Source organism: Mediterraneibacter glycyrrhizinilyticus (assembly GCF_015560805.1).
GTDB lineage: Bacteria > Bacillota > Clostridia > Lachnospirales > Lachnospiraceae > Schaedlerella > Schaedlerella glycyrrhizinilytica_A.
On sequence record NZ_JADMSO010000004.1, the window covers coordinates 1 to 12,950 of the forward strand.

14 protein-coding genes, 2 tRNA genes and 1 other annotated feature are annotated in these 12,950 nt (G+C 45.8%); of the genes, 15 read left to right on the forward strand and 1 reads right to left on the reverse strand.

Annotated features, from left to right (window positions below):
* Window position 1 precedes the first annotated feature (1 nt).
* From I2H87_RS05205 to I2H87_RS05260, 12 genes are all read left to right on the forward strand, one after another.
* Window positions 2-75, forward strand: a tRNA-Met gene (locus I2H87_RS05205).
* A 161-nt stretch (window positions 76-236) separates the two neighbouring features.
* Window positions 237-1,313, forward strand: a complete 1,077-nt coding sequence (locus I2H87_RS05210; RefSeq protein WP_117550283.1) for a hypothetical protein — start codon at window positions 237-239, stop codon at window positions 1,311-1,313.
* A 128-nt stretch (window positions 1,314-1,441) separates the two neighbouring features.
* The gene (locus I2H87_RS05215; RefSeq protein ID WP_195609473.1) at window positions 1,442-2,500 is read left to right on the forward strand and encodes a CAP domain-containing protein; all 1,059 of its coding nucleotides are present in this window, start codon (window positions 1,442-1,444) and stop codon (window positions 2,498-2,500) included.
* 100 nt (window positions 2,501-2,600) lie between these two features.
* On the forward strand, window positions 2,601-3,179 hold the full coding sequence (locus tag I2H87_RS05220; RefSeq protein ID WP_054703582.1) for a hypothetical protein: 579 nt from the start codon (window positions 2,601-2,603) through the stop codon (window positions 3,177-3,179).
* Between the two features lie 2 nt (window positions 3,180-3,181).
* Window positions 3,182-3,721 (forward strand): 2-C-methyl-D-erythritol 2,4-cyclodiphosphate synthase, encoded by a 540-nt coding sequence (gene ispF, locus I2H87_RS05225; RefSeq protein WP_009266395.1) that lies wholly within the window; start codon window positions 3,182-3,184, stop codon window positions 3,719-3,721.
* A gap of 58 nt (window positions 3,722-3,779) precedes the next feature.
* On the forward strand, window positions 3,780-5,015 hold the full coding sequence (locus I2H87_RS05230; protein WP_117550279.1) for a GNAT family N-acetyltransferase: 1,236 nt from the start codon (window positions 3,780-3,782) through the stop codon (window positions 5,013-5,015).
* Window positions 5,016-5,086: 71 nt separating this feature from the next.
* Window positions 5,087-5,354 (forward strand) — a binding site (T-box leader).
* 33 nt (window positions 5,355-5,387) lie between these two features.
* Window positions 5,388-6,095, forward strand: a complete 708-nt coding sequence (epsC, locus tag I2H87_RS05235) for a serine O-acetyltransferase EpsC (RefSeq protein ID WP_009266392.1) — start codon at window positions 5,388-5,390, stop codon at window positions 6,093-6,095.
* Window positions 6,096-6,142: 47 nt separating this feature from the next.
* On the forward strand, window positions 6,143-7,549 hold the full coding sequence (gene cysS, locus I2H87_RS05240; RefSeq protein ID WP_009266391.1) for a cysteine--tRNA ligase: 1,407 nt from the start codon (window positions 6,143-6,145) through the stop codon (window positions 7,547-7,549).
* The gene (locus I2H87_RS05245) at window positions 7,534-8,001 is read left to right on the forward strand and encodes a Mini-ribonuclease 3 (RefSeq protein ID WP_009266390.1); all 468 of its coding nucleotides are present in this window, start codon (window positions 7,534-7,536) and stop codon (window positions 7,999-8,001) included. Before cysS ends, I2H87_RS05245 begins: the two co-directional genes overlap by 16 nt.
* A gap of 31 nt (window positions 8,002-8,032) precedes the next feature.
* The gene (rlmB, locus tag I2H87_RS05250) at window positions 8,033-8,800 is read left to right on the forward strand and encodes a 23S rRNA (guanosine(2251)-2'-O)-methyltransferase RlmB (protein ID WP_044954558.1); all 768 of its coding nucleotides are present in this window, start codon (window positions 8,033-8,035) and stop codon (window positions 8,798-8,800) included.
* Window positions 8,801-9,418 (forward strand): sigma-70 family RNA polymerase sigma factor, encoded by a 618-nt coding sequence (locus I2H87_RS05255; RefSeq protein ID WP_009266388.1) that lies wholly within the window; start codon window positions 8,801-8,803, stop codon window positions 9,416-9,418.
* A gap of 75 nt (window positions 9,419-9,493) precedes the next feature.
* A tRNA-Thr gene (locus I2H87_RS05260) sits at window positions 9,494-9,565 on the forward strand.
* A gap of 73 nt (window positions 9,566-9,638) precedes the next feature.
* Here the strand turns inward: I2H87_RS05260 and dtd are convergent.
* Window positions 9,639-10,085, reverse strand: a complete 447-nt coding sequence (dtd, locus tag I2H87_RS05265; protein ID WP_009266387.1) for a D-aminoacyl-tRNA deacylase — start codon at window positions 10,083-10,085, stop codon at window positions 9,639-9,641.
* A 226-nt stretch (window positions 10,086-10,311) separates the two neighbouring features.
* Between dtd and I2H87_RS05270 the strand changes: the two genes are divergently transcribed.
* From I2H87_RS05270 to I2H87_RS05280, 3 genes are all read left to right on the forward strand, one after another.
* Window positions 10,312-10,632: a hypothetical protein gene (locus tag I2H87_RS05270; protein WP_009266386.1), complete on the forward strand. Its 321-nt coding sequence runs from the start codon at window positions 10,312-10,314 to the stop codon at window positions 10,630-10,632.
* Between the two features lie 207 nt (window positions 10,633-10,839).
* Complete coding sequence (locus I2H87_RS05275; protein ID WP_009266385.1) at window positions 10,840-11,355, forward strand: RNA polymerase sigma factor; 516 nt, start codon at window positions 10,840-10,842, stop codon at window positions 11,353-11,355.
* 5 nt (window positions 11,356-11,360) lie between these two features.
* Window positions 11,361-12,896, forward strand: coding sequence for a DUF4367 domain-containing protein (locus I2H87_RS05280; protein WP_117550277.1), 1,536 nt, complete (start codon window positions 11,361-11,363; stop codon window positions 12,894-12,896).
* The last annotated feature ends 54 nt before the right edge of the window (window positions 12,897-12,950 follow it).

Below are 12,950 nucleotides of genomic sequence, written 5' to 3' on the forward strand. Positions count from 1 at the left end.
TGGCGGAATAGCTCAGTTGGCTAGAGCACACGGTTCATACCCGTGGTGTCGCTGGTTCAAATCCAGTTTCCGCTATTGAGAGAAAAGTCCATGGTCATGGGCTTTTTTTGTGCTTTAATGGAAAATACGATTGTTTTTCGTTTCCTGATATGCAGGAGAAGATCTTAGGGGAAGTTGTTTAAAAAAAGAGGATATGGTAATATAATATAGAATGATCGTCAAGGGAAGTGATAACAATGAGCGGTAATGTATTAGAAATTATGCATAAAAACAGAAGAGTGGCAAAAATTGATATGTCCGGAAGATGTAAGATATATTATAAAAGTTTTATGCCGTATAATTTGTATCTTGAAGAAGAAGAGGACATTGATACACTTGTAAATAATATTACAAATTTTTATTATTGGTGTGCAACCAGAGTGCTGACCTTGGATCGAAAATATGCAAAAGAAATTCTAAATAGTATTGGAATGCAGCAGGCAGTGACGGACAGGGACAGAGCAAAAATAGCGTTGTCATATAGGTGCGCATCTTTGACGGATGTATTCTGGGTGCGCAATAAAGGGGAAAAAATATCATTTGAAGAAATTAATTTGTATGAGAATCATTTGGAGAATATCTTTATAGATATTGCACTACGAGGTAAACAATATACCGTAGATAATGAAAATCTTGCAAAAGATTTGTCTACAAATGGAGTATTTCCGAAAGCCTGGAAAAGAACGGGCAAAGGATTTTCATTATTAAAAGATGGCGGACAGGATGCAGTAGAAAGAGAATTGCTTGCAAGCAGAATATGTCAATGCTTTAAAGTGAATCAAGTGATCTACGATAGAGGGGAATTTGATCATGAGCCTGTAACAATCAGTAAGAATATAACTTCTCAAGAGGTTTCTATTATATCTATGGAAGCATTTGCAATATATGGACAGAATCATGAAAAGAATATAAAAAAATATATCTTGGCACTGGATAGATATAATTATTATATGATGAATATCGTTGATTATCTCATTGGAAATACGGATCGACATTGGGGCAACTGGGGAGTATTAGTCAACAATGTAAATAATAAACCAATATCTCTGCATCCGTTAATGGATTTTAATCAATCTTTTCAAATGTATGATATACTGGATGGGGCGAATTGTCAGACTTGTTTTGATGAGAGAATGAATCAGAAACAAGCTGCATTACAGGCTGTTGAACGGGTTGGTTTGAACCAGATCTGTGGTATAGAAGACGAATGGTTTCAATATTTCCCGGAATATATGGAGATGTTTAAAAAGAGATTAGATATTTTGAAGCGCTAGCGTCGGTGTACAAGGAACAATATTGGCGCAATATTGGCACAATACAGAAATTTTCTTGCATCTTCCAAAGAAATCCAATAAAATAAAAGAAAATGATCAAGCAGATCGGACATAGGAGGAAGAAGTCTATGAAACAAAAGGTTGTGGCACTTTTGACAGCGGCAGTGCTTGCAGCTGGCGGCGGCATCGTAGGAGGTTTGAATGTACAGGCAGCTCAGTGGCATCAGGATGGATATGGCTGGTGGCTTCAGGAAGACGGCGGCGCAGGCTATGCGGTAAATGGCTGGAGACAGGTGGACGGAAGCTGGTATTATTTTGGCGGCAGCGGTTACATGCTGACCGGCTGGCAGAATCTGGGCGGAACCTGGTATTACATGTATGACAATGGTGTGATGGCTGCGAATACATGGATCGGCAATTATTATCTTGGAGCAAGCGGAGCGATGGTGACGAACACATGGATCGGTGATTATTATGTCGGCGGAGACGGCGCGTGGATCCCGGGATATGGAAGCAGTCAGTGGATCCGGAATGGACGCGGCTGGTGGTATCGCCATGCGGACGGCGGCTATACAACGAACGGCTGGGAAATGATCGACGGTCAATGGTATTATTTTAACGAGGCCGGTTATATGCTGACCGGCTGGCAGATGATCAACGGTTACTGGTATTTTATGTATGACAGCGGCGTGATGGCGTCAGGCACTTGGGTTGGTAACTATTATCTGTATGACAATGGTGTGATGGCGACGAATACATGGATCGGCGGTTATTATGTCGGTGCGGACGGCTGCTGGGTAAGCGATGATTCAGCGTTAAAAGAGCAGGAAGTCTGGGCGCTGGTCAACGAAGCCCGCTCGGCAAACGGACTGGAAGCGCTGCAGTATGATTATACATTGGCAGAGGCGGCAGGAAAACGTGCGGAGGAGCTGGTGAGCAACCTTTCGCATAACAGACCGGATGGAAGTGTGTGCTTTACGGTTCTGGAAGAATATGGGATCCGGTACTGGATGGCAGGTGAAAATATTGCGGCGGGACAAACCAGTGCAGAAAGTGTAATGAACGGATGGCTCAACAGCCCGGGACATTATATGAATATTATGGGGGATTATTCTCATATCGGCGTCGGTCATTATACAGACGCTTATGGAACGGAATATTGGGTTCAGCTTTTCATTACAAAATAATCTTTGGAAAATCCAATAGAAAAGAAATGGAATGTCCGAAATGTAAAAAACTTGCATTTCGGACATTTGTTGCAAAAACATAATACGGAGGAAAAAACAGATGAACAAAAAATCGGGATTTGTGCTGCGCATGGTGGCGGGATTGTACCTTTCCTATCTGGGGATCGCATTATTTTCACAGGCGATGAGAGATAAACCGAGTGATTATATGATGAAAGCCGTGATCGCGGTGATCTTCCTGGGAGTGGGAGTGTGGTATACGATACGGAATATCCGGGCACTTTATCAGTTGACAATGGGGGATTCCGGTGATAAGCATAAAAAAGATGCGAGTGGAGAGACCGGCAGCAAAAAGGAATTTGCAAAACCACAGCACGATAAGACAAAGTTTCGGACTGCGCCGATGCCGGTGCTCCGGGAGGACGCAGGGAAAAGTCTGGCGGAAACAGATCTGCACACAGCGGATCTGAAAGAAGATAAAGAAACGGACGATTCGGAGATAAAAGATCCGGGAGATCAGGAAACAGAAGAAATATCAAAAGATGAAACACAGAAAAATGAAACACAAAAAAATGAAACGGCAAGAGAAGAGGATGCGAATGTGATCGAACTGGATCTTGCACAGGAAGAAGAAAACGGAAAATCAGAAGAACTTGAAAATGATTATGAGGAGAAATAAAAATGCGTGTTGGAATGGGATATGACGTTCATAAATTGACAGAGAACAGGGAACTGATCCTTGGCGGAGTAAAAATACCGTATGAAAAAGGTCTTCTAGGACATTCGGACGCGGACGTATTGCTTCATGCGATCATGGATGCATTGCTCGGCGCGGCTGCGCTTGGTGATATCGGAAGACATTTTCCGGATACGGATCCGCAGTACAAAGGGATCTCCAGTATCCGGCTTCTGGAACATGTGGCGGCACTGCTGGATGAGAACCATTTTATTGTGGAAAATATCGATGCAACGATCATCGCCCAGCGTCCGAAGATGCTTCCGCATATTCCTGCAATGCGGGAAAATATAGCGAAAGCGCTGCATATCGAATTGGAGCAGATCAACGTCAAAGCAACAACGGAGGAAGGACTGGGATTTACCGGAAGCGGTGAGGGAATCTCCTCACAGGCAATCTGCCTGTTGGAAAAAGCGACCAATTACAGCAGCTATGATGTGACGCCGGGGCAGGGATGCGGCGGATGTACAGGCTGTCAGGCATAGAAAATTTCAATGTATCGGGTCAGTTATTGCAGAAGATCAAAGAAAAGAGGACGAACAGATGGAAGTACGGCTGTTGAAACAGCAGGAACACGGGAAAACCCGCTTGCTCTGGGAAAAAGTTTTTCAGGAAGACAGTAAAGCATTTTTAGATTATTATTATTTTTTCAAAACCCGTGAAAATAGTGTTTATGTGGTGGAAGAAGATGAGGAAATCCGCTCGATGCTACATTTGAATCCTTTTTTGATCCAGGTAGGAGAGGGGCAGTTTGACGTCAGGTATATCATCGCAGTGGCGACTGAGGAATCTTACCGGAAACGGGGATATATGGGGATGCTCCTGCGAAAAGCGATGCAGGCGATGTATCAGGAAAAACAGCCGTTTACTTTTTTGATGCCGGCAGCGGAAGCAATCTATACGCCATATGATTTCCGGTTCGTATACGATCAAAATGTATGGAAATATACGGTTGTGGAAAAGCAGGAACAAAAGTCTCTTCCTGTATCCGAAGCAGGGATCGGCGACGGAGCGGATCTGGCGGCATTCTTTATGGAGTATTTTTCCGAACGGTTTCAGATCTATGCGGTGCGGGATGAACAGTATTATCAGACGATGCTGTTTGAGCAGCAGAGCGAGAATGGCGGGATCGCGATACTGAAGCGGTCAGAAAAAATCGTCGGTTGTTTTTTATATGGCGACGAGGATGGTCTTGAGATCAGAGAACCGCTTTATCTGAAAGAATATGAAACGGAATTCTGGGCGGCAGTGGGTAAGGTGTGTGAAAAGCACGGGCAAAAAGAGGCGCTTGTCTATGCCGGGATTTCCGAAGAAGAAAAAATCGGGACGGTTGAATTTCAGAAGCAGAAACCGACGATCATGGTCCGGATTCTGCACCTGGAAAGTCTGCTGCGGTTATTGAAAACAAAAGCAGGCGAACAGATCGATTGCTCTTTTGCAGTGCTGGATTCTATTTTGACGCAGAACAGCCGTGTGTGGAAACTGCAAAGCTCTCCGATCGGGGAAAGCGAAGAGGGGGAAGAAGCGGTGAAAGAGGCGGATGTGGCGAAAGAGGTTGAAAAGCAACGATTGAGTGACTGCGAAACGAAGATTTACGTCCGGGAGACAGAAGATTCGGAGGGCGTACTTTCGATCGCGGCGCTGACCAGTCTTTTGTTTGGTTATAAAAGCGTGGAAGAAGTCGCCGAAGAACCGGATGTATTTTTGAGTGAGCGATTGAAAGGTGAATTGAAGAAGATACAGCCGTTCGATAAAATTTATCTGAATGAGATTGTATAAAAGAGTACGAATACAAAAGGAAAACAGGTTGACAAAATATGTTTTTTTGCATAATATAGAACGCAGATAGGTAAAAAGCAGAGAACGAAAAGAGTAGCAGCGGCAGAAACTTTCCAGAGAGAGACGGTCACCGGCTGAGAGCGGTCTTAAGCGGAGCGGTTGTGAAGTGCATTCGGGAGCTGACTTTGTGAGAGCAGAATAAAAACGATCCGAAACAGCAAAGGGTCAAAAAGTCCTGCTGCCAGCAAAGTACGTTTGGCGGACGTTACACGCCGTGAGTGAAAGGATTGTTTTAATTCTTTTAATAGAGTGGAACCGCGGATAAACTTCGTCTCTTAGTCTGAGACGGAGTTTTCTTTTTTAGGAGGAAGCATGGGAATTATATCTTATATCAAAGAAGAGATTCAAGTAGTCCGGGAGCGGGATCCGGCGATCAAATCGAATATGGAAGTGTTGCTGTATCCCAGCTTCAAGGTGATTCTCCACTATCGGATCGCCCATAAGCTGTATCTGAAAAAACACTATTTCCTGGCGAGATGGATTTCCCAGAGAGGCGTGAGAAAGACGGGGATCGAGATCCATCCGGGAGCGACGATCGGCAAGGGGCTTTTTATCGATCACGGAAGCGGTGTGATCATCGGAGAAACCGCAATTTTGGGAGACAATGTTACTCTGTATCAGGGCGTGACATTGGGCGGAACCGGAAAAGAACAGGGAAAGCGTCATCCGACTTTGAAAGACAATGTGATGGTCAGCGCCGGAGCCAAGATTCTCGGCTCTTTTACGATTGGGGAAAATTCCAAGATCGGAGCCGGGGCTGTCGTGCTGGAAGAAGTGCCGCCGAACTGTACGGTAGTCGGAGTGCCGGGACGGATCGTTCGCAGAGACGATAAGAAAGTGCCGCAAGCGGATATGGATCAGGTGCATCTGCCGGATCCGATGTTGAATGATATCAAAGAGTTGCAGATTGCGAACTTCCAGCTGCATGAAGAACTTCTGGAAATGGAAAGCCGTCTGAAATGTATGCACTGTAAAGATGCGAAATGTTCCGCAAAAGAACGGGAATATAAGGCGGATTAAAAATACAAAGTAAAAAGGGAAAGTGAAAATAGAAAGGAGCACAGGATATGAAATTATATAATACAATGTCCAAACAGAAAGAAGAATTTGTACCGTTGGAGGAAGGAAAAGTCCGTATGTATGTATGCGGACCGACCGTATATAACTATATCCACATCGGAAATGCGCGTCCGATGATCGTATTTGATACGGTGAGGAGATATTTTGAATACAAAGGATATGATGTGAACTATGTATCCAACTTTACCGATGTGGATGACAAGATCATCAAAAAAGCAAATGAAGAGGGCGTGACGGCGGAAGAGATTTCCAAGCGTTATATTGCGGAATGCAAAAAAGATATGGCGGATATGAACGTGCTTCCGGCGACGACACATCCGCTGGCGACAGAGGAGATCGGCGGAATGATCGAGCTGATCGGCACACTGATCGAAAAGGGATACGCGTATGCAAAGAACGGAACGGTCTATTTCCGTACAAGACAGTTCAAAGATTACGGAAAACTGTCTCATAAGAACTTAGATGATCTTCGTTCCGGAAATCGCGCGCTTCTCGTCAGCGGTGAGGACGAAAAAGAAGATCCGCTTGATTTCGTGCTTTGGAAACCGAAAAAAGAGGGAGAGCCGGCGTGGGAATCCCCGTGGGGCGAGGGGCGTCCGGGATGGCATATCGAATGCTCCGAGATGTCCAAGAAATATTTGGGTGAGCAGATCGATATCCATGCAGGCGGAGAGGATCTGATCTTCCCGCATCATGAAAATGAGATCGCCCAGAGTGAGGCTGCCAACGGAAAAGAATTTTCAAAATATTGGATGCATAACGGATTTTTGAACATCGATAACCGAAAGATGTCCAAATCGCTCGGTAATTTCTTTACGGTAAGGGAGATCGGAGAAAAATACGATCTTCAGGTGCTCCGTTTCTTTATGCTCAGCGCACATTACAGAAGTCCGCTGAATTTCAGCGCGGAACTGATGGAAGCGGCAAAGAATGGTCTGGATCGTATCGTGACGGCAACAGACAATTTACGGTTCCTGCTTGGAAAAGCATCTGTGGATACGTTGACGGAAGAAGAACAGGCACAGATGGAAAAGGCGCAGGGATTTGTGAAGAATTTTGAAAATGCGATGGAAGACGATTTTAATACGGCGGATGCGGTTGCGGCGATCTTCGACTTGGTGAAACATGCAAATACAACGGCAAGTGCCGAAAGTTCCAAAGCATATCTGCAGGGTGTGCTGGATCTGATCGTGAAATTGTCGGATGTGCTCGGGATCATCACGGAGCGGAAAGAGGATCTGCTGGATGCGGATATTGAAGCGTTGATCGCAGAACGTCAGGCGGCGAGAAAAGAGCGCAATTTTGCCCGTGCCGATGAAATCCGCGACGAACTGCTTGCCAAAGGGATCATTTTGGAAGATACTAGAGAAGGTGTGAAATGGAAAAGAGCGTAACAACGGATTTTCATGAGTATATCCGGGAGGCTTTGGAACTTCCGGATATGGGAGCGGAAGTATATTCTCCGCTTGTACTTGCCTATATCGGAGACTGCGTGTTCGACCTGGTCATCAAGAGTATGGTGATCAGCAAAGGAAATAAACAGGTGCAGAAACTTCACGAAGAGACGAGCAAATATGTGCAGGCGTCTGCACAGTCCGCGATGATGCGTGCGATGCAGCCGTATTTGACAGAGGAAGAACATGCGGTATACCGCAGGGGACGTAATACAAGATCGGTATCTCCGGCGAAGAATCAGTCGATCACAGATTACCGCAGAGCGACCGGGTTTGAAGCGCTGATCGGGCACTTGTATTTAAAGCGGGAGTATGACCGGTTGATGGAACTTGTGAAGATCGGACTGGACAGTCTGGAGGATCATGAAAAAATAAATAAAAAGAGTGAATAAAAGGAGCGGGAAGAACGTGCAGAAAAATGAAATGAATGAAGAGTGTGCGGTTCAGGATGAACGGATGCATACACTGGTGATCGAGGGAAGAAATGCGGTTTTGGAAGCGTTTCGTTCCGGGAAGCCGATCGATAAAGTGTTTGTGTTGGACGGTTGTCAGGACGGACCGGTCCGTACGATCGTAAGAGAGGCGAAAAAACATGATACGATCCTGAATTTTGTCGGAAAGGACCGGCTGAATCAGATTTCACAGACAGGACGGCATCAGGGCGTGATCGCTTATGCGGCGGCATACGATTATGCGACCGTGGAAGATATGCTTGCATTGGCTAAAGAACGAGGGGAAGATCCGTTTCTTGTACTGCTGGATAATATTGAGGATCCACATAATCTAGGAGCGATCATCCGGACGGCGAATCTCGCCGGAGCGCACGGCGTGATCATACCGAAACGCCGGGCAGTAGGTTTGACGGCGACCGTGGCGAAAACCTCGGCGGGGGCGCTCAATTATACGCCGGTGGCGAAAGTGACCAATCTGGCAAAAACGATGGAAGAACTGAAAGAAAAAGGACTCTGGTTTGTCTGTGCGGATATGGGCGGAGAATCCATGTACCGCCTGAACCTGACCGGACCGATCGGGCTTGTGATCGGAAATGAGGGAGAGGGCGTCGGGCGCCTTGTAAAAGAAAAATGTGATTTTGTTGCGAGCATTCCGATGAAAGGGCAGATCGATTCGCTGAACGCATCGGTTGCGGCGGGAGTTCTTGCATATGAGATTGTAAGGCAGAGGATGTCATAAATGATGAAATATGAAACGATGGCGGACGAGCATCTGATCCGTGAACTGCATAATGGAAATACGGAGATCATGGATTATCTTCTCGCAAAGTACAAACCGATGGTGCGGAAAAAAGCGCGGGCGATGTTTTTGCTCGGAGGAGAAAATGAGGATCTGATCCAGGAGGGCATGATCGGGCTGATGAAAGCGGTACGTACATTTGATGCATCTCAGGGCGCAGGGTTTGCGGCGTTTGCGGAACTCTGCGTTTCCCGGCAGATGTATACGGCGATCGAGTCGGCGCACCGGAAAAAGCATATGCCGTTGAATTCGTATATTTCTCTGTATGAGGAGGGGGAAGACGGAGAGGAACGGCAGGTTCCGCTGATCGATACGATCGAGCCGCATGTCGACAATAATCCGGAAGTGCTTTACTTCGGGAAAGAATTTACAGAAGCATTTATTGAGACGCTGAAAGAGTCATTGAGTCCTCTCGAAGATCATGTGTTATATCTGCATCTTCTCGGAACTGATTATAAGACGATCGCGGAACTTCTCGGGAAAAGCCCGAAGACGATCGACAATGCGCTTCAGCGGGTGAAAGCAAAAGCAGAGAAAGTTTTTGCAAAAAAGGATTGACAATCTGGCGGATTTTATTGTATACTCATATCGTTGTGTACGTCGTACATAATTAAATAACAGGCAGAATGCCAGGCTGATGTGGCTCAGAGGTAGAGCACTTCCTTGGTAAGGAAGGGGTCACGGGTTCAATTCCCGTCATCAGCTTTTGAAGAAAACAAAAAGCCCTCTTGAAGATGTAAGATTTTCAAGGGGGCTTTTGCGTATGGACATGTGATCTTTACAATGTCTCGGAATCCAAAAGGATCGTAAACGGACCGTCGTTGAGCAGGCTGACTTTCATATCCGCTCCGAAAGAACCCTGTTCCACGACCGGCACACTTTCTTTACATTTTGTAATGATGTATTCGTAAAGCTCATTCGCTTTTTCGGGTGATCCGGCTTCGATAAAACTTGGTCGGTTTCCTTTCTTACAGTTAGCATAGAGTGTAAACTGGGAGACAAGAAGCAGGTTTCCGCCGACATCGGATAAGGAAAGATTGGTTTTTCCGTTTTCATCTTCAAAAATCCGAAGTCCGATCATTTTTCGGATCAGTTTATCCGCGATCTCCCGGGTATCGGTCTCGGCAATTCCGATCAGGACAAGATATCCTTTTTCGATTTTTCCGATCGTTTCTTCATTTACAGCCACTTCGGCATGGGCAACCCGTTGGATTACAAATCTCATTTGAATGTTCCTCCTATTTTATTTCGATATATGATACGATCCGTATACATGGATATACGGCACTGTCAGTATACAAGGGTAGCATAAAGACGGCGGAAAATCAAATGAGATGCTACATTTTGTTGCTAATTGCCATTTTGCATTTTAAATGCTTGCAAAGATACCGTGCGTGACCTAGCCTGTAATTGTGGGGCGGTACTGCTGGCTCTTATGAGGAGGAGTGGTTATGAGAAAGTGGCAAAAAGAACAGTTGATCCTGATGCGGGATGCGGTGACGGATCTGATGGTGTTCATCGGAGATCAAAAGATCGGCAGAATGCCGAGAGCCTATTTTCTTCTGGATAATATGCGGAATAATATTGAGATATTTATAATCACTTCGGGAGAACAGGAGCAGGATTTTATACAGCTTATGAATGTTCTGTTTCGCGACTGGTGGGCGGCAAATGATGAATGGGATGATGTGACGGAGGCGGGAAGCATGGAAAGTATCCGGCTTCGGAATTTTTTGGAATTACTGAGGCGTGTGGAAGCGTATTTTCCGTAGAGAGACAGATTTTGAGAATGAAACGGGGGCGGTAAAACCCCCGTTTTTGATTTGTATAACCGACGAGCCAAAGTCCGGGCTTGCCCGGGACCTTGGCGACTGCTATAAAATTTTAAAAAAGCAGGATGAAACTTTTTTCATATCCTGTGCGTCTAATAAGTGAAAAGAAAATCCAGAGAACCCGCGGATGAGAAAGGAGGTATTTCTTTGAACTATCTGATAAAAAAAGCAAGGCAGGGAGACACCGATGCTTTTGTAGAATTGATGGAACGTCAGAAGCAAAGTATGTATAAAGTCGCCCGAAGTTATCTGCATCGGGAAGAAGACATTGCGGATGCAATGCAGGAAACTGTGCTGGACTGTTATGAAAAGTTGGGGCAGTTGAAAAGTGACCGTTATTTTTCGACATGGCTGATCCGGATATTGATCAATAACTGCAACGATATTCTCCGGACAGGCAAAAAAGAAACGCCGGTGGAAATATTTCAGGAACAGGGAGACACATGCAGAGAACTTTTTCAATGTGAATTTGAGGAGTTGATGAACACAATGGATGAGAAATATCGGGTGATCCTCATGTTATATTACGGGGAGGGATTTAAGATCCGGGAGATTGCACAGATTCTGGATATGGATGAGAGCACTGTAAAAACAAGATTGGCGAGAGGCCGCAGGCAGTTTGCACATTTGTATCAGCTGGAGCCGGCGGCAGAGAGGAGGTAAGATTGATGAAACGGGAATATTCAAAGGAAGAGATGGAACAGATCTTACGCGGAGAAGCGAAGATCCCGAAACGGGTGGATGAAAAGATGCAGGACGCATACCGGCAGATCCGGCAGAATGCACAGCAGCAAGATCAGGAGAATATGCAGGAGAGCGGACAGGAGAAAACAAGCCGGAAGAAACGACAGGGAAGAGTGCGGGGCTGGAAAGTCGTTCTGGCAGCAGCAACGCTGAGTTTGGGAGCATCCTTTGTTGTTGTGGCGGCAAACAAATTTCTTCAGGCAAATCTGGTGGAGAAAGATGAAACGGTGCAGTATGAGATTCAGGTGAACAAAGAGCAGGAAGCACATCAGATCACGGCGGAGCCGACGTATATTCCGGATGGATATGTGTACTCGGAAGATGGTCCTTATGGAGGAAAGTGGCATAATGAGGCAACGGGCGGTACGATCACGGTGATTACTTATAATGCGGCACAACTGGACGAGATGTCCCGTCTCGGAAATGATGAGGAATTGCTGAAATACAAAAAAGACAGTCATTTGGATCAGCTTGAGATCAGCGGAATGAAAACCGATGTGTTTGTAGATGACAATTTCTATGTGGATTCCGAAAAAACGATCAAAAATATTTATTTATTCAATGAAGAATACGGTTATGGCGTACGGGTGTGGAGCGAGAGCGATCTACCGGCGGAAGAACTGGTCAAAGTAGCGGAGGGGATGGAGATCCGGGTGTTGGATGAAACCGTTCCGTATACGACGGATGAAGAGATCGAGGTGATCAAAAAAGAACAGGAAAGGTTGGAAGATCAGGCGGCAGGCAGCGACGTCTCTATTCCGTCACAGGCCGTGCATGGAGTCGGAGAGGAAGTGCAGAATCCATACTATGAACAGGTCAAAGACCATGAAGACGATATCCGATATACCGTGCAGTCGGTGGAAGTAAAAGACCAGATCTCCACGGAGGGGTATCCGGCTGAAAATTTTGTGAACTATGATGAGATTTCTGTATGGATGAATGAAGACGGAAGTCTGAAACCGCATGAACGTTATACTTCGGATGCGGGAAGCGAAAAAACGGTGAGCACGGTAGATTCCAAGTATGTAGTGGTGAGGATGCAGGCAAGAAATGCGGGCGATACGCAGAGTGAATGGAATGCGTCCGGCGGCGTATCACTTGCGCCGACGTTGACCGAGCTGACACGGCAGGAGGACGGAACATACCGGATCCCAAATGTGGATTATCATAGCGCTAACGAGGGATATTCTCTTCAGTACGGCGGTTACCAGAACGGAAATTTTGCACAATATTTTGATGCGATCTGGAATACAGAGGGGACCCAGAGAATGAAAGCCGGCTTGTACCGACCGATGGCTCCGGGGGAAACATTAGACTATACTTTGATCTATGTTGTGGATGAAGACCGGATCGATGACATGGTGCTCTGGTTCTATGAGGGATTCAGCGGTTATAACGGTTGGAACGGAGATGAGTATGCGTATACGGAATATGTTTCGATCGGAGATGCGATCAAGTAGGTCCGATTTATTTACAGTAAAATAAAAGACGCGTATAATGATGGCATGGGAGAA

What these genes read in the sequence shown, in the direction of transcription:
- I2H87_RS05210 (WP_117550283.1), top strand. Translation starts at nt 237, where the DNA reads ATGAGCGGTAATGTATTAGAAATTATGCATAAAAACAGAAGAGTGGCA.
- I2H87_RS05215 (WP_195609473.1), top strand. Translation starts at nt 1,442, where the DNA reads ATGAAACAAAAGGTTGTGGCACTTTTGACAGCGGCAGTGCTTGCAGCT.
- I2H87_RS05220 (WP_054703582.1), top strand. Translation starts at nt 2,601, where the DNA reads ATGAACAAAAAATCGGGATTTGTGCTGCGCATGGTGGCGGGATTGTAC.
- ispF (WP_009266395.1), top strand. Translation starts at nt 3,182, where the DNA reads ATGCGTGTTGGAATGGGATATGACGTTCATAAATTGACAGAGAACAGG.
- I2H87_RS05230 (WP_117550279.1), top strand. Translation starts at nt 3,780, where the DNA reads ATGGAAGTACGGCTGTTGAAACAGCAGGAACACGGGAAAACCCGCTTG.
- epsC (WP_009266392.1), top strand. Translation starts at nt 5,388, where the DNA reads ATGGGAATTATATCTTATATCAAAGAAGAGATTCAAGTAGTCCGGGAG.
- cysS (WP_009266391.1), top strand. Translation starts at nt 6,143, where the DNA reads ATGAAATTATATAATACAATGTCCAAACAGAAAGAAGAATTTGTACCG.
- I2H87_RS05245 (WP_009266390.1), top strand. Translation starts at nt 7,534, where the DNA reads ATGGAAAAGAGCGTAACAACGGATTTTCATGAGTATATCCGGGAGGCT.
- rlmB (WP_044954558.1), top strand. Translation starts at nt 8,033, where the DNA reads ATGAATGAAGAGTGTGCGGTTCAGGATGAACGGATGCATACACTGGTG.
- I2H87_RS05255 (WP_009266388.1), top strand. Translation starts at nt 8,801, where the DNA reads ATGATGAAATATGAAACGATGGCGGACGAGCATCTGATCCGTGAACTG.
- dtd (WP_009266387.1), bottom strand. Translation starts at nt 10,085, where the DNA reads ATGAGATTTGTAATCCAACGGGTTGCCCATGCCGAAGTGGCTGTAAAT.
- I2H87_RS05270 (WP_009266386.1), top strand. Translation starts at nt 10,312, where the DNA reads ATGAGAAAGTGGCAAAAAGAACAGTTGATCCTGATGCGGGATGCGGTG.
- I2H87_RS05280 (WP_117550277.1), top strand. Translation starts at nt 11,361, where the DNA reads ATGAAACGGGAATATTCAAAGGAAGAGATGGAACAGATCTTACGCGGA.